This is a genomic window from Streptococcus mitis (genome assembly GCF_047463435.1).
Lineage (GTDB): Bacteria > Bacillota > Bacilli > Lactobacillales > Streptococcaceae > Streptococcus > Streptococcus mitis_DS.
The window spans coordinates 16,385-32,623 of record NZ_JASHDW010000007.1 but is presented as its reverse complement, the minus strand read 5'-3'; the positions used below and the strand labels follow the sequence as shown (position 1 = coordinate 32,623).

13 protein-coding genes and 1 other RNA gene are annotated in these 16,239 nt (G+C 39.2%); 12 read left to right on the top strand and 2 right to left on the bottom strand.

The window, feature by feature from the left end; genetic code table 11:
• Nucleotides 1-82: 82 nt before the first annotated feature.
• From glf to QM843_RS05560, 3 genes are all read left to right on the top strand, one after another.
• On the top strand, nucleotides 83-1,180 hold the full coding sequence (glf, locus tag QM843_RS05570) for a UDP-galactopyranose mutase (protein ID WP_203212672.1): 1,098 nt from the start codon (nucleotides 83-85) through the stop codon (nucleotides 1,178-1,180).
• Nucleotides 1,181-1,204: 24 nt separating this feature from the next.
• Nucleotides 1,205-2,257 carry a sugar transferase gene (locus tag QM843_RS05565; RefSeq protein ID WP_203212673.1) on the top strand — a complete coding sequence of 351 codons (1,053 nt, stop codon included), beginning with the start codon at nucleotides 1,205-1,207 and terminating at the stop codon, nucleotides 2,255-2,257.
• A 199-nt stretch (nucleotides 2,258-2,456) separates the two neighbouring features.
• A complete protein-coding gene (locus QM843_RS05560; RefSeq protein ID WP_414304406.1) occupies nucleotides 2,457-4,436 on the top strand; it encodes a peptide ABC transporter substrate-binding protein in 1,980 nt (659 codons plus the stop codon).
• Between the two features lie 139 nt (nucleotides 4,437-4,575).
• Here QM843_RS05560 and pbp1a read toward each other — a convergent pair whose 3' ends face one another.
• Together pbp1a and recU are read right to left on the bottom strand one after the other, a co-directional pair.
• Nucleotides 4,576-6,765, bottom strand: a complete 2,190-nt coding sequence (pbp1a, locus tag QM843_RS05555) for a penicillin-binding protein PBP1A (RefSeq protein ID WP_414304405.1) — start codon at nucleotides 6,763-6,765, stop codon at nucleotides 4,576-4,578.
• Nucleotides 6,762-7,358 carry a Holliday junction resolvase RecU gene (gene recU / locus QM843_RS05550; RefSeq protein WP_000248751.1) on the bottom strand — a complete coding sequence of 199 codons (597 nt, stop codon included), beginning with the start codon at nucleotides 7,356-7,358 and terminating at the stop codon, nucleotides 6,762-6,764. Before recU ends, pbp1a begins: the two co-directional genes overlap by 4 nt.
• A 66-nt stretch (nucleotides 7,359-7,424) precedes the next feature.
• Between recU and QM843_RS05545 the strand changes: the two genes are divergently transcribed.
• The 9 genes from QM843_RS05545 to QM843_RS05505 all read left to right on the top strand — a co-directional run bounded on the left by QM843_RS05545 (nucleotide 7,425) and on the right by QM843_RS05505 (nucleotide 16,164).
• Nucleotides 7,425-7,952, top strand: a complete 528-nt coding sequence (locus QM843_RS05545; RefSeq protein WP_414304432.1) for an SLOG family protein — start codon at nucleotides 7,425-7,427, stop codon at nucleotides 7,950-7,952.
• 72 nt (nucleotides 7,953-8,024) lie between these two features.
• A complete protein-coding gene (gpsB, locus tag QM843_RS05540) occupies nucleotides 8,025-8,354 on the top strand; it encodes a cell division regulator GpsB (protein ID WP_023946600.1) in 330 nt (109 codons plus the stop codon).
• A gap of 20 nt (nucleotides 8,355-8,374) precedes the next feature.
• An RNA gene (gene rnpB, locus QM843_RS05535) (RNase P RNA component class B) lies at nucleotides 8,375-8,756 on the top strand.
• Between the two features lie 84 nt (nucleotides 8,757-8,840).
• Nucleotides 8,841-9,998, top strand: coding sequence for a THUMP domain-containing class I SAM-dependent RNA methyltransferase (locus tag QM843_RS05530; RefSeq protein WP_414304404.1), 1,158 nt, complete (start codon nucleotides 8,841-8,843; stop codon nucleotides 9,996-9,998).
• Nucleotides 9,999-10,010: 12 nt separating this feature from the next.
• Nucleotides 10,011-11,420, top strand: a complete 1,410-nt coding sequence (mapZ, locus tag QM843_RS05525) for a cell division site-positioning protein MapZ (RefSeq protein ID WP_414304403.1) — start codon at nucleotides 10,011-10,013, stop codon at nucleotides 11,418-11,420.
• A 75-nt stretch (nucleotides 11,421-11,495) separates the two neighbouring features.
• Nucleotides 11,496-12,920, top strand: coding sequence for an NADP-dependent phosphogluconate dehydrogenase (gene gndA, locus QM843_RS05520; RefSeq protein ID WP_000158778.1), 1,425 nt, complete (start codon nucleotides 11,496-11,498; stop codon nucleotides 12,918-12,920).
• 11 nt (nucleotides 12,921-12,931) lie between these two features.
• Nucleotides 12,932-13,621: a response regulator transcription factor gene (locus QM843_RS05515; protein WP_203180367.1), complete on the top strand. Its 690-nt coding sequence runs from the start codon at nucleotides 12,932-12,934 to the stop codon at nucleotides 13,619-13,621.
• A gap of 70 nt (nucleotides 13,622-13,691) precedes the next feature.
• A protein-coding gene (locus QM843_RS05510; RefSeq protein WP_414304402.1) for an IS3 family transposase occupies nucleotides 13,692-15,040 on the top strand; the annotation gives its coding sequence in 2 pieces (ribosomal slippage) (nucleotides 13,692-14,133 and nucleotides 14,133-15,040; 1,350 coding nt in all).
• 119 nt (nucleotides 15,041-15,159) lie between these two features.
• Nucleotides 15,160-16,164, top strand: coding sequence for a PspC-like choline-binding domain-containing protein (locus QM843_RS05505; protein ID WP_414304401.1), 1,005 nt, complete (start codon nucleotides 15,160-15,162; stop codon nucleotides 16,162-16,164).
• Nucleotides 16,165-16,239: the final 75 nt, after the last annotated feature.

Sequence of the window (16,239 nt, the reverse complement as noted above, 5' to 3'; positions counted from 1 at the left end):
TAAAATCTATTTTTGCATGATATTTTAATGAGGATAACTTTACAATGCTACAAAAGTGTCGAGTCTAATAAAGGAGTGTAATATGTACGACTATCTAATCGTTGGTGCTGGTTTGTCGGGAGCAATTTTTGCTTATGAAGCAACCAAGCGTGGAAAAAAAGTAAAAGTGATTGATAAACGTGACCACATTGGTGGAAATATCTACTGTGAGAATGTAGAAGGTGTTAATGTTCATAAATATGGTGCCCATATCTTCCATACTTCTAATAAGAAAGTTTGGGATTATGTTAATCAATTCGCTGAATTCAACAACTACATCAACTCGCCTGTAGCTTATTACAAGGGTAGCCTTTATAATCTACCTTTCAATATGAATACTTTCTATGCTATGTGGGGAACAAAAACTCCTCAAGAAGTCAAAGTTAAGATTGCTGAGCAAACGGCTCATATGAAGGACGTTGAACCTAAAAATTTGGAAGAGCAAGCTATTAAGTTGATCGGTCCAGATATTTATGAAAAGTTGATCAAAGGCTATACTGAAAAGCAATGGGGACGTTCTGCGACTGACCTTCCGCCGTTTATCATCAAACGTCTACCAGTTCGTTTGACTTTTGATAATAACTACTTCAATGACCGTTACCAAGGGATTCCAATCGGTGGCTATAATGTCATTATCGAAAATATGCTGAAAGATGTTGAAGTAGAACTTGGAGTTGACTTTTTTGCCAATCGTCAGGAATTAGAAGCTTCTACTGAAAAAGTTGTCTTTACAGGGATGATTGACCAATACTTTGACTATAAACATGGTGAGTTAGAATACCGTAGTCTTCGTTTTGAGCATGAAGTTCTAGATGAAGAAAACTATCAAGGAAATGCTGTTGTAAACTACACAGAACGTGAAATTCCTTATACTCGTATTATTGAGCATAAACACTTTGAATACGGAACACAAGAGAAGACGGTTATTACTCGTGAATACCCAGCTGATTGGAAACGTGGTGATGAACCTTATTATCCAATCAATGATGAGAGAAACAATGCCATGTTTGCTAAATATCAAGAAGAAGCAGCGCAGAATGATAAGGTCATTTTCTGTGGTCGTTTGGCTGATTATAAATACTACGATATGCATGTAGTCATTGAACGTGCTCTAAATGTTGTAGAGGAAGAGTTTAAATAAGATAATGAAGGATAAAATTGATCGATGAAATATTATCTAAAAGAAGAATTCCTGAAGGATTCTGGTGCACGAAATGCGGGGAATAAGGCTCGAAATGACGTCGAAGAAATAGTGGTTCGTGAGGGATATAGTCCTTTGTTATTGATGGTAGATGATTGGTATCAAATGGGGACTATTAGAGCTCAACGACATAAGGCTAAAGCCCTATCCAAAGCAATCTCTAAGTTGAAGGAAGGGGATCAGCTACTGATTCAATTTCCTATGCTTCATCATAGTTTCTTTACGACTCATTTAGTCAAAAGAATGCAGCGTAAAGGAGTGAAGGTTCACTTTATTATCCATGATTTAGAAGTTTTGCGCTATGCTAATTTGGATACAGTACCCTTGAAGCATAAAATCCGTGTTCATCTTCAAGAGTCTAGTCTTTTGAAACAAGCTGATGGTCTTATTGCTCATAATCCAGTTATGAAATCAGTGCTTGTTGATAAGGGGATTTCTGAGAAAAAAATAGTTAGTTTAGGCATTTTTGACTATCTGATCCCGAATTATCAGGAGAAAGAAGATTTATCGAAGGAAGGAGCTATTATTGTAGCTGGAAATTTAGCCCAAGAAAAAGCAGGTTACTTATATGAGTTGCCTGCAAGACCGGCATATAACCTCTATGGTGTTGGTTTTGATGAGGCTAGAAAGCTATCCAATGAAACCTATTTTGGTTCATTTCTTCCAGATGAACTACCGGCAGCGTTGGAAGGAAGCTTTGGTTTAGTCTGGGACGGTGATAGTTCTAAAACTTGTAGCGGAGTATATGGTGAGTATTTGAGATACAATAATTCCCACAAGGCTTCCCTTTATTTGGCTTCTGGTTTTCCTATTATTGTTTGGAAACAATCTGCTTTGGCTAATTTCGTCTTAGAAAAAGAGTGTGGAATTAGTGTTGAGAGTTTACTTGACTTAGAAGAAGTATTGGAACATTTATCTCAAGCAGAATATCAGAATTTGGTCAAAAATGCTAAGGTTGTAGGCCAAAAAATTCGTGAGGGTTCTTATCTCCTTTCCGCATTGCAAGCTTTAAATTAATGAATCTAAAAATGACTTAAATAGATAGATGAGGGAATTACTGAGTTCCCTCTTTTCTTATAGTGAAAAAAGAGATTAGAAAATGAAATAAGATTAAATAGTTGTCAGAAAATAACAACTAAACATGAAAATTCAGAAAATTCTATTGACAGAACTTAAAAAAGAGTCTATAATGGATAGAAAAACAAAGGAGAGTACTATGAAAACAAGAAAAGTATTGGCTCTTGCGGGAGTCACTTTATTAGCAGCAGGTGTATTAGCGGCTTGTTCTGGTGGTTCTGCTACTAAAGGTGAGCAGACCTTTGCATTTACCTACGAGACAGACCCAGATAACCTCAACTATTTAACAACTGGTAAGGCAGCGACTGCTGATATTACTAGTAATGTGATTGATGGTTTGTTGGAGAGTGACCGCTATGGGAATTTGGTGCCATCAATGGCAGAGGACTGGTCAGTTTCTAAGGATGGATTGACTTACACTTATAATATTCGTCAGGATGCCAAGTGGTACACATCTGAAGGAGAAGAGTATGCTCCTGTTAAGGCTCAGGACTTTGTGACAGGTCTTAAATATGCTACAGATAAGAAATCAGAAGCCCTATACTTGGTACAGGACTCAATCAAAGGACTGGATGCCTATGCTAAAGGGGAAATTACAGATTTCTCTCAAGTTGGGATTAAAGCGATTGATGATCAAACAGTCCAATATACTTTGAACAAACCTGAAAGCTTTTGGAATTCTAAAACAACAATGGGTGTTTTGGCACCAGTTAATGAAGAGTTTTTAAATTCAAAAGGGGATGATTTTGCCAAAGCTACGGATCCAAGTAGTATCTTGTATAATGGTCCTTATTTGTTGAAATCTATTGTAACAAAATCTACTGTTGAATTTGCGAAGAATCCTAATTACTGGGATAAAGACAATGTCCATATTGACAAAGTCAAATTGTCATTCTGGGATGGTCAAGATACCAGCAAACCTGCAGAAAACTTTAAAGATGGTAGCCTTTCAGCAGCTCGTCTCTATCCAACAAGTGCAAGTTTTGCAGAGCTTGAGAAAGAGATGAAGGACAATATTGTCTATACACAACAGGACTCTACGACTTATGTAGTAGGGACAAATATTGACCGTCAATCTTACAAATATACATCTAAGACTAGTGAAGAACAAAAGACTTCAACTAAAAAGGCTTTGTTAAACAAGGATTTCCGTCAGGCTATTGCCTTTGGATTTGATCGTACAGCTTATGCCTCTCAGCTAAATGGACAAAACGGTGCAAGCAAAATCTTACGTAATATTTTTGTACCACCAACATTTGTCCAAGCAGATGGGAAAAGCTTTGGTGACATGGTCAAAGAAAAATTGGTGACTTATGGGGATGAATGGAAGGATGTCAACCTTGCTGATGCTCAAGACGGTCTGTACAATCCTGAAAAAGCTAAAGCAGAATTTGCTAAGGCTAAGACTGCTCTTCAGGCAGAAGGAGTACAGTTCCCAATTCACCTAGATATGCCTGTTGATCAGACAGCAACTACAAAAGTTCAACGTGTCCAATCTATGAAACAATCCTTGGAAGCGACTTTAGGATCTGATAATGTGGTTATTGATATTCAACAATTACAAAAAGATGACCTATTGAATGTTACTTTATTTGCACAAACTGCTGCTGGTGAGGATTGGGATCTTTCTGATAACGTTGGATGGGGACCAGACTTCTCAGATCCATCAACTTATCTTGACATCATCAAGCCTTCTGTAGGGGAAAATACGAGAACTTATCTAGGATTTGATTCAGGAAAAGACAATGAGGCGGCTAAGAAGGTTGGTCTCAATGATTATGATAAAATGGTCAATGAAGCAGGGGAAGAAACTACAGATATTACAAAACGGTATAACAAGTATGCCGAAGCTCAAGCATGGTTGACAGATAGTGCCCTAGTCATTCCAACGACATCTCGTACAGGTCGTCCAATCTTGTCTAAGATGGTACCATTCACTTTACCTTTCGCTTTCGCAGGTAACAAGGGGACAAGCGATCCGCTTCGATACAAATATCTTGAACTTCAAGACAAGGCAGTCACTGTGGATGAATACCAAAAAGCTCAAGATAAATGGATGAAAGAAAAAGAAGAATCCAATAAAAAAGCGCAAGAAGAACTTGCAAAACATGTGAAATAAGATAAAAAGAAGTTAGTTGCTAGCTAACTTCTTTTGGTTTCGAGAAAATAGATTGATGCCTATCCTATGTTCGATATTACGAAATGTATTTTATTGTAGAAAAAATCCTGAGTTTTGCTTCTCAGGATTTTCTTTCAGCTCACTGTTGTGGTTGCTGTTGAACTTGTGGATTCTGTGGCGTTGGTTGTACTGGTTGTGTTGGCTGAACAGTCTGACCAGCTTGTCCTTGATTAGGATCAGTTGCTGGAGCATTATTTGGTTGTTGACCAACTGTCGTACTTGCCTGTGTAGTTGAACTTTCAGCTGTTGTTGTACTTGGGTTCTCTACTATTTGCGTTTGTTGTGTAGATTGATTATTCCAAGTGTTTTTGGCACTATTTTGGAAGACAAATTCTCCATTTCTATACAAGCCCTCTGGCATCGTCCAATCTCCAGGTTGGTCATCTTCTGATAGATACGAAATCATTGAGCGATAAACCTTAGCAGCAACTAGGAAACCATCTCCAACGATTGGAGTTAAACGATTTGAGTAACCAGTCCATACAGCCATAGAATACTTACGAGTATAACCTACAAACATTTCATCTGGAGCTACGTAGCCAGTGTTCTTGATATACTTTTCAATTTCGTCGTCAGTATAGTTAGAAGTACCTGTCTTACCTGCTTGTGGAAGCCATGGTAGGTAAGCACCACGTCCGGTTCCGTAAGCTAAAACAGTTTTCATCATTTCGGTCATCATATAGGCAGTAGTTTCTTTCATAGCTCGTGTACCAGCATCAGAAAATTCTTTTTCACTACCATCACTGAAGACGATTTTATTGATATACATTGGTTTGTGGTAAATACCACCATTAGCAAAGGCGGCATAAGCAGCAGCCATTTTTTCACTACTTGCACCGTAGTGTTTGTTAGATTCTGTTGTATTACTTGAAATGGCGTTAGCATAGTGTATGCTTGGGTAATCAATACCTAAGCCATTTAGGAAAGTTTTAGCTCTATCTAGACCGACCTTATTCAAAGTCTCAACGGCTGTGACATTTCGTGATTGTTGAAGAGCATACTGGATTGTAATGTTTCCAAAGTAGCCATGATCCCAGTTGTAGACTGGAGTATCAGTGCCAGGATAGTTATAAGGAACATCATGTACAATAGAAGCAGTAGAGTCATAGACTCCATATTCTAAAGCGGGAGCATAGTCAGTGATTGGTTTCATAGTAGAACCCCAGTCACGATTGGTTTCAACGGCTTGGTTGATTCCGAAAGATACATTACTTGATTGGTGACGGGCACCTAACTGAGCAATGACTTTGCCATTTGTTACATCCACGATAGTGGAAGCTACTTGAAGTTCATCATCTGGATAAGCAACGTACTCATCTGTATTGTAAACATCCCAAAGTCTCTGTTGAACATTTTTGTCGACATTAGTATAGACTTCCATACCTGTGGTAAGAAGGTTGTAGCCTGTTTCTTGTTCGACTTGGTTGATTACTTCTTTGAGGTAGTTGTCCATATAGGTTGGGTAACTATTGGCTGACTTCAAGCTTTGAAGACCGTCAGTGATAGGCGTATTAATAGCTTTTTCGTAATCTTCTGCACTGATATATTTCTGTCCCTTCATTTCTGAAAGTACCAAGTTACGACGCTCTAGAGCAGCTTCTGGGTGGGAATATGGATCATATTGGTTTGGTGCTTGAGGCATTCCGGCTAGGAGTGCTAACTGTGGCAAGCTTAAATCCTTCAAGTCTTTTCCATAGTAATTTTCGGCTGCGGTTTGCATTCCATAGTTACCGTTAGACATGTAGACTTTGTTGATGTAGTAGGTCAGGATTTCTTGCTTGGTTGCTTTTTGCTCTAATTGAACGGCTAGCCAAGCTTCTTGGGCTTTACGTGACAAGGTTTGATCGGCAGTTGAAGTAGAGAAATAAGTTAATTTAATCAATTGCTGAGTCAAGGTTGAAGCCCCTTGGAGCCCTCCTTTCCCTTGGAGGTTTCTCAATGTCGCCCCCATGATACGGATGGTATCAACACCTCTATGGTCAAAGAAACGGTGGTCTTCGATAGACACAATTGCCTTGACTAAGTCAGTAGGAATTTCATTTGATTGAGCATTTACTCGACGTTCAGATCCAAGGTCAGCAATCAGTTCGTTTTTGTTGTCATAAATCTTGCTAGAGGTTGTCGCAACTAATTTACTTTCAGATAAGGCTGGAGCCTTGCTAACAAAGTAGAGGAAGACACCTCCACCTAATAGAAATAATGCGATAAATAAGGTAAGAAATGTAATTCCAATATACTTTAAGAATCGCAGAATGGTTTGTTTATTCATCTTGTTTTACCACCTAGTAAATGTTCTTTGATAATATCGAGATAGGGAATTTGAGGGAAAGCTCCTTGCTTTACTAAATATCCGTATTCTTGAATATATCCAAGTGGCATTGATTTTTGGCCCTTATCTTGATGATAAAAGCGAATCAAATCAGGTGCCGGCAACAAATAAGTTTCTTGTTGAGAGGAAAAATGAAGTAGTACGAAGCAAATGCCCTGCTGTTCTAGAACTTGTTCCATGTGTTGAATCTGGTGAAGATGGAAGTTCTTCATTGGGATAGCATTCTTTTGTCGTGTCTCCTTAGCTTCAAAGTCAATGTAATGTCCTCTATATACGCCAGAGTAATCTGTTGTGGAAGCTTGTCTAAAGTAGGCTTCTACAATTTTGGCTCGACTACGTTGAGGATAGTCTACTCGAACAATCTGAACAGGCGTTGGCTTTTTATGGATAACTGCCATGCCATGCGTCAGATAGTAGTCGTTTGTAGCGTTAATCATCTTTTCAAAAGTCATTCCTCGATTTGCGAAATTTTTTGGTTGAGAAATGGATGTTTGGCTTTTTTTTGATGAAATTTTATGAGGATAGTTGACCATATTTCTCCTTATTGGTACAATAACATCACTCTATTATACCATAAAAATAGAAAGAAAGGTGTAAAAATGACTACAGCTTTAATTATGGGATATTCTAATTTTGACTTGGGTTTGTTTAATGAAAAAGATATCAGGATAAAAATTATAAAGAAAGCCATTCGCCGTGATTTAGAAAGTTTAGCAGAAGAAGGGATTAAATGGCTGGTCTTTACAGGGAACTTGGGATTTGAATCCTGGGTTCTTGATGTTGCAGGTGAGATGAAAGACGAATATGATTTTAGCCTAGCGACCATTTTTGATTTTGAAACACACGGGGAAAATTGGAATGAAGCGAATCAGCTTAAACTTGACCAATTTAAGCAGGTCGATTTTGTCAAATATGCCTATCCTAAATATGAACATATGGGGCAACTACGAGACTACCAACGATTTTTGCTGGAAAATACTGATTTAGCTTATTTTTTCTATAACCCAGAAAATGAGACTAAATTAAAATTTATAGACAATTTGATGAAAAATCAGGAAGGTTATCGCATAAAAAGGCTAACCTTTGAAGACTTAAATGAGCTAGTAGAAAATTTTTCTGAAAAGTAAGGCTTTGACCTTGATTTTTGTTTGCCTTTTTTTATATAATAATACTATTAGAAACCGAGAATGGAGAGAGAGATGGCAGGTATTATTTTTTCAGCGAAAGATATTTTTGAGCAAGAGTTTGGACGTGAAGTCCGTGGATATAGTAAGGTTGAAGTTGATGAATTTTTGGACGATGTCATCAAGGACTATGAAACTTATGCTGCCTTAGTCAAGTCTCTCCGTCAAGAAATTGCAGAGTTGAAGGAAGAATTGTCTCGCAAACCTGAATCTGCACCGGTTCAAGCAGAACCACTTGAAATGACAGCAACAACTTCTATGACGAATTTTGATATTTTAAAACGTCTAAATCGTCTTGAGAAAGAAGTATTTGGTAAACAAATTTTGGATAACTCTGATTTATAAGAGTGTATTTGAAAAGTGCAATTTTTGGATAATCGCGTGAGGAGAATTTCTTTTCATGAGGAAAGTCCATGCTAGCACAGGCTGTGATGCCTGTAGTGTTTGTGCTAGGCGAATCCATAAGCCTAGGGACGAGAGATCGTTACGGCAGTCGAAATGGCTAAGTCCTTGGATAGGCCAGAGTAGGCTTGAAAGTGCCACAGTGACGGAGTCTTTCTGGAAACAGAGAGAGTGGAACGCGGTAAACCCCTCAAGCTAGCAACCCAAATTTCGGTCGGGGCATGGAGTACACGGAAACGAACGTAGTACTCTGACTGCTATCAGCTGTAGGCTGTTAGTGGTAGACAGATGATTATCGAAGGAAGTGGTCCTAGTCACTTCTGGAACAAAACATGGCTTATAGAAAATTGCATATAGGTTGGGGCTGAGAAATCTTTCTCAACCTCATTTTTTAAAGTGAACAAAAGAAAGGTCTTACAAGACTGTAAAATGAAAAAAGAATTTAATTTAATCGCGACTGCTGCAGCAGGTCTTGAAGCTGTTGTGGGACGAGAAGTGAGAGAGTTGGGCTATGATTGTCAGGTTGAAAACGGCCGTGTTCGTTTTCAAGGAGATGCAAGAGCAATTATCGAAACAAACCTCTGGCTTCGGGCAGCAGATCGTATCAAGATTATCGTAGGAACGTTCCCAGCTAAGACTTTTGAAGAGTTGTTTCAGGGAGTTTTCGCCTTAGATTGGGAAAATTATTTACCGCTTGGAGCTCGGTTCCCAATTTCAAAAGCAAAATGTGTTAAATCTAAACTTCACAATGAGCCCAGTGTTCAGGCTATTTCAAAGAAAGCTGTTGTCAAGAAATTGCAGAAACACTACGCCCGCCCAGAAGGTGTTCCTCTGATGGAGAATGGTCCAGAGTTTAAGATTGAGGTCTCTATTCTTAAAGACATAGCAACTGTCATGATTGATACGACAGGGACTAGCCTCTTTAAACGTGGTTATCGTACGGAAAAGGGTGGCGCTCCTATCAAGGAAAACATGGCAGCGGCTATTTTGCAACTTTCTAACTGGTTCCCAGACAAGCCTCTGATTGATCCGACCTGTGGTTCAGGAACTTTCTGTATCGAGGCAGTTATGATTGCTAGAAAGATGGCTCCTGGTCTTCGTCGTTCCTTTGCCTTTGAGGAGTGGAACTGGATTAGCGATCGCTTGATCCAAGAAGTGCGCACAGAGGCGGCTAAGAAAGTGGATCGTGAGCTGGAACTGGATATTATGGGATGTGATATCGATGCACGTATGGTGGAAATTGCTAAGGCCAATGCTCAGGCAGCAGGAGTTGCAGGAGATATTACCTTTAAGCAGATGCGCGTGCAGGATTTACGTTCCGATAAAATAAATGGAGTGATTATCTCTAACCCACCTTATGGTGAACGCTTGTCAGATGATGCAGGAGTTACCAAGCTTTATGCTGAAATGGGTCAAGTATTTGCACCGCTGAAAACGTGGAGCAAGTTTATCTTAACCAGTGATGAAGCCTTTGAGCTCAAGTACGGTAGTCAAGCGGATAAGAAGCGTAAGTTGTACAATGGAACCTTAAAAGTTGATTTGTATCAATATTTCGGTCAGCGTGTTAAACGTCAGGAAGTAAAGTAGAAAGGAAAACTCATGAGTAAGAAAAGACGGAATCGTCATAAAGCAGAACATCAAGAAGCGCAATTTGATTTTGATGAAGCCAAAGAGCTAACAGTTGGAGAAGCTATGCGAAAAAATGAAGAGGTGGAAGCAGGTGTATTGCCTGGAGATTCTATCTTGGACAAGTATGTGAAACAACATAAAGATGAAATTGAAGCAGATAAGTTTGAAACACGTCAGTTTAGCAAGGATGATCTAGTTGAAAAAGAAGAGGTAGAGGAGACTCAGACTCTGGATAATTTGCTTCAAGAGCTTCGTGAGGAAACGGGAGTAACTTCTCCAGTTCCAGAAGATGAATTGAGTCAGTTTGATGATTTAGAATTAACACGAGTTTCAGAAGCTCCTCTTGTCGAAGAATTTGAGAAGGAAGAGGTACCATTAGTTGGAACGGAAGAGGCTCTCACGCGTTCTCGAGTCACAGATAGTGAAGATGGAAAAAGTAAGAAGAAATGGGTGCTTTACGGTATTCTAGCAGCCTTAGTGGTTCTTATCCTTGGAACTGGTTATTATGTTTATCGTCAAGTGGCTCGTTCGACCAAGGAAATCCAAACTTCTCAATCAACTACAAATACGCAGTCAGATGCGGAAGAATTCAATAATTTATATGATGCCTTCTATACAGATAGCAACAAAACGGCTCTGAAGAATAGCCAGTTTGATAAACTGAGTCAACTGAAAACCTTGCTTGATAAGCTAGAAGGTAGTCGTGAATATACGCTTGCAAAATCTAAGTATGATAGCCTAGCAACTCAAATCAAGGCCATTCAAGATGTCAATGCTCAATTTGAGAAGCCAGCTATTGTGGATGGTGTCTTGGATACTAACGCTAAAGCTAAATCGGATGCTAAATTTACAGATATTAAAACTGGAAATACGGAGCTTGATAAAGTTCTAGATAAGGCTATCAGTCTTGGTAAGAGCCAGCAAACAAGTGCTTCAAGCTCAAGTTCAAGTGAAACTAGCAGCTCAAGCTCTAGTCAAGCAAGTGAAAATACTGCTAGTGAGACAAGCCCAAGTAGTTCAAATACTGCCTCAACTGAAACTAGAAGTACCCGCAGTGAAGTCAATATGGGTGTGTCAAGTGCAGGAGTTGCTGTTCAAAGAAGTGCGAGTCGTGTTTCTTATAACCAGTCTGCTATTGATGATAGCAATAATTCTGCCTGGGATTTCGCGGATGGTGTCTTAGAACAAATTCTAGCGACTTCACGTTCACGTGGTTATATCACTGGTAACCAATATATCCTTGAGCGTGTTAATATCGTTAATGGCAATGGTTATTACAACCTCTACAAACCAGATGGAACCTATCTCTTTACCCTTAACTGTAAGACAGGATACTTTGTTGGAAATGGTTCTGGACATGCGGATGACTTGGACTACTAAGCAGTCGTTACAAAATTCTTTCTTTTCAAAAGTAAAAATGATAAAATAAAACAAATTAAACAAGAGGAGTGTCAAATGACAAAAGCTAACTTTGGTGTTGTTGGTATGGCCGTAATGGGTCGTAACCTTGCCCTTAATATTGAATCTCGTGGTTACACAGTTGCTATTTACAACCGTAGTAAAGAAAAAACTGAAGATGTAATTGCTTGCCATCCTGAAAAGAACTTTGTACCAAGCTATGACGTTGAAAGTTTTGTAAACTCAATCGAAAAACCTCGTCGTATCATGCTCATGGTTCAAGCTGGACCTGGTACAGATGCTACAATTCAAGCCCTTCTTCCACACCTTGACAAAGGTGATATCTTGATCGACGGAGGAAACACTTTCTACAAAGATACCATCCGTCGTAATGAAGAGTTGGCAAACTCAGGTATCAACTTTATCGGTACTGGGGTTTCTGGTGGTGAAAAAGGTGCCCTTGAAGGTCCTTCTATCATGCCTGGTGGACAAAAAGAGGCCTACGAATTGGTTGCGGATGTTCTTGAAGAAATCTCAGCTAAAGCACCAGAAGATGGCAAACCATGTGTGACTTACATCGGTCCTGATGGAGCTGGTCACTATGTGAAAATGGTTCACAACGGTATCGAGTATGGTGACATGCAATTGATCGCAGAAAGCTATGACTTGATGCAACACTTGCTTGGCCTTTCTGCAGAAGATATGGCTGAAATCTTTACTGAGTGGAACAAGGGTGAATTGGACAGCTACTTGATCGAAATCACAGCTGATATCTTGAGCCGTAAAGACGATGAAGGCCAAGACGGACCAATCGTAGACTACATCCTTGATGCTGCAGGTAACAAGGGAACTGGTAAATGGACTAGCCAATCATCACTTGACCTTGGTGTGCCATTGTCACTCATTACTGAGTCAGTATTTGCACGTTACATCTCTACTTACAAAGAAGAACGTGTGCATGCAAGCAAGGTTCTTCCAAAACCAGCTGCCTTCAAATTTGAAGGAGACAAGGCTGAGTTGATTGAAAAGATCCGTCAAGCCCTTTACTTCTCAAAAATCATTTCATACGCACAAGGTTTTGCGCAATTGCGTGTAGCTTCTAAAGAAAACAACTGGAACTTGCCATTTGCAGATATTGCATCTATCTGGCGTGATGGCTGTATCATCCGTTCTCGTTTCTTGCAAAAGATTACAGATGCTTACAACCGTGATGCAGACCTTGCTAACCTTCTTTTAGATGAATACTTCTTGGATGTCACTGCTAAGTACCAACAAGCAGTGCGTGATATCGTAGCTCTTGCTGTTCAAGCTGGTGTACCAGTACCAACCTTCTCAGCAGCTATTACTTACTTTGATAGCTACCGTTCAGCTGACCTTCCAGCTAACTTGATCCAAGCACAACGTGACTACTTTGGTGCCCACACTTACCAACGTAAAGACAAAGAAGGAACATTCCACTACTCTTGGTATGACGAAAAATAAGTAGGTCTGCCATGGGGAAACGGATTTTATTACTTGAGAAAGAACGAAATCTAGCTCATTTTTTAAGTTTGGAACTCCAAAAAGAGCAATACCGAGTTGATCAGGTTGAGGAGGGGCAAAAAGCCCTCTCCATGGCTCTTCAGACAGACTATGACTTGATTTTATTGAATGCTCGTCTGGGGGATATGACAGCCCAGGATTTTGCAGACAAGCTGAGTCGGACTAAGCCAGCCTCAGTGATTATGGTCTTGGACCATCGCGAAGAATTGCAAGACCAGCTTGAGACAATCCAACGCTTTGCCGTTTCTTACATCTATAAGCCAGTAATTATTGATAATCTGGTAGCTCGTATTTCAGCGATTTTCCGAGGTCGGGACTTCATCGACCAACACTGTAGTCAGATGAAGGTTCCAACATCTTATCGCAATCTGCGTATGGATGTAGAACATCATACCGTTTATCGTGGCGAAGAGATGATTGCTCTGACCCGTCGTGAGTATGACCTCTTGGCTACTCTTATGGGAAGCAAGAAAGTTCTGACTCGTGAGCAGTTATTGGAAAGTGTTTGGAAGTATGAAAGTGCGACCGAAACAAATATCGTGGATGTCTATATCCGTTATCTACGTAGCAAGCTTGATGTAAAAGGTCAAAAAAGCTACATTAAAACCGTGCGTGGTGTCGGTTACACCATGCAAGAATAGAAAAGCAGTTGCAGTGAACTGCACCCCAAAAGTTAGACAGAAAAAATCTAACTTTTGGGGTGCTTTTATTATGAAATTAACTTATGATGATAAAGTTCAGATCTATGAACTTAGAAAACAAGGATATAGCTTGGAGAAGCTTTCAAATAAATTTGGGATAAACAATTCTAATATTAGGTACATGATTAAATTGATTGATCGTTATGGAATAAAGTTCGTCAAAAAAGAAAAAAATCGTTACTATTCTCCTGAATTAAAACAAGAAATGATTGATAAAGTCCTACATGAAAACTGGTCTCAAGATAGAGTTTCTCTCGAATATGCTCTCCCAAATCGTGGTATGCTTCCAAATTGGATGGCACAATACAAGAAAAACGGGTATACTATTGTTGAGAAAACAAAAGGGAGACCATCTAAAATGGGACGTAAACCAAAGAAGAAACCCGAAGAGATGACAGAGTTAGAACGACTTCAAGCAGAAAACGAGTATCTGAGAGCGGAGAATGCTGTCCTAAAAAAGTTGAGAGAACTCCGCTTGAAGGAGGAAAAAGAGAAAGAAGAAAGACAGAAATTGTTCAAGAATTAATGACTGAGTTTTCGTTAGATATTCTTCTAAAAACCATTAAACTCGCTCGTTCGACCTACTACTATCATTTGAAACAGCTAGACAAACCAGATAAGGATCAAAAGCTTAAAGCTGAAATTCAAGCTATTTTTACCGAACAAAAAGGAAATTACGGATATCGTCGAATCCATTTAGAATTAAGAAATCGTGGTTATGTGGTCAATCATAAAAGAGTTCAACGCTTGATGAAAGTGCTCAATTTACAAGCTAGAATACGCAAGAAACGCAAGTATTCTTCTCATAAAGGAGATGTTGGCAAGAAAGCAGACAACCTTATTCAACGCCAATTTGAAGCAGCTAAACCAATGGAAAAGTGTTATACGGACGTGACAGAATTTGCCATTCCAGCAAGCGCTCAAAAGCTTTACTTATCACCAGTTTTAGATGGCTTTAATAGCGAAATTATCGCCTATAATCTTTCAACTTCACCCAACTTAGAACAAGTAAAAACAATGTTGGAACAAGCATTCACAGAGAAGCGCTACGAGAATACGATTCTCCATAGTGACCAAGGATGGCAATACCAACACGATTTTTATCATCATTTTTTAAAGAATAAGGGAATCCAACCATCTATGTCACGTAAGGGAAATAGTCCAGATAACGGTATGATGGAATCTTTCTTTGGCATTCTTAAGTCTGAAATGTTTTATGGTTATGAGAATACGTTTCAGTCACTTGAACACTTGGAACAAGCTATTGTAGACTATATTGATTACTACAACAACAAACGAATTAAGGTAAAACTAAAAGGACTTAGCCCTGTACAATACAGAACTAAATCCTTCGGATAAATTAATTGTCTAACTTTTTGGGGTCAGTACACAGTTATGTAACTGCTTTTTTGAGGGGTGTTCTATATATTGACATGCGATTTTGTATTTGCTACAATCAGCTATGGAGGATAAGTCTAATGAAAATCATAAAAAAATTGATGCAAATTGCATTAGCAGTCTTTTTCTTCGGTTTGCTAGCAACAAGTGCAGTACTGGCGGATGATGCTGATTCAGAAGGCTGGCAATTTGTCCAAGAAAATGGTAGAACCTACTACAAGAAGGGTGAGATCAAAGAAAAGGCCTGGCGAGTTATTGATGGCAAGACCTATTATTTTGATTATGTATCAGGAGAAATGGTTGTCGGCTGGCAATATATCCCGTTTCCATCTAAAGGTAGTACAATTGGTCCTTACCCAAATGGTTTAAGATTAGAATCTATGCCAATGCCACAATGGTATTACTTTGGTCAAGATGGGGTTCTTCAAGAATTTGTTGGCAAGCAAGTTTTAGAGGCAAAAACTGCTACAAATACCAACAAACATCATGGGGAACAATATGATAGTCCAGCAGAGAAACGAGTCTATTATTTTGAAGATCAACGTAGTTATCACACTTTAAAAACTGGTTGGGTTCATGATGAGGGACACTGGTATTATTTACAGAAGGATAGTGGCTTCGATGCTCGTATCGACAGTTTGATGGTTGGAGAGCTAGTGCGTGGTTGGACCAATGATAACTCAACTTGGTACTATCTAGATCCAATAACAGCTACAATGCAAACTGGTTGGAAACAACTTGGCAATAAGTGGTACTACTTCCGTTCATCAGGTGCAATGGCAACTGGCTGGTATCAAGAAGGCTCAACTTGGTATTATTTAGACCAGTCAAATGGTGATCTGAAAATTGGTTGGCAAAACCTTGGTAACAAGTGGTACTATCTCCGTTCATCAGGAGCTATGGCAACTGGTTGGGTGAAAGATGGTTCAACTTGGTACTACCTAAATGCAAGTAATGGAGATATGAAGACAGGTTGGTTCCAGGTCGGTAGTAAATGGTACTACGCTTATAGCTCAGGTGCTTTGGCAGTGAATACGACCGTAGATGGCTATTCTGTCAATTATAATGGCGAATGGGTTCAATAATGAAAGAGGCGATTGTGAAGGAAACAATCGCTTTTTTTGTGAAAATATAATAAAATAGATAGGAGAGAATAAATA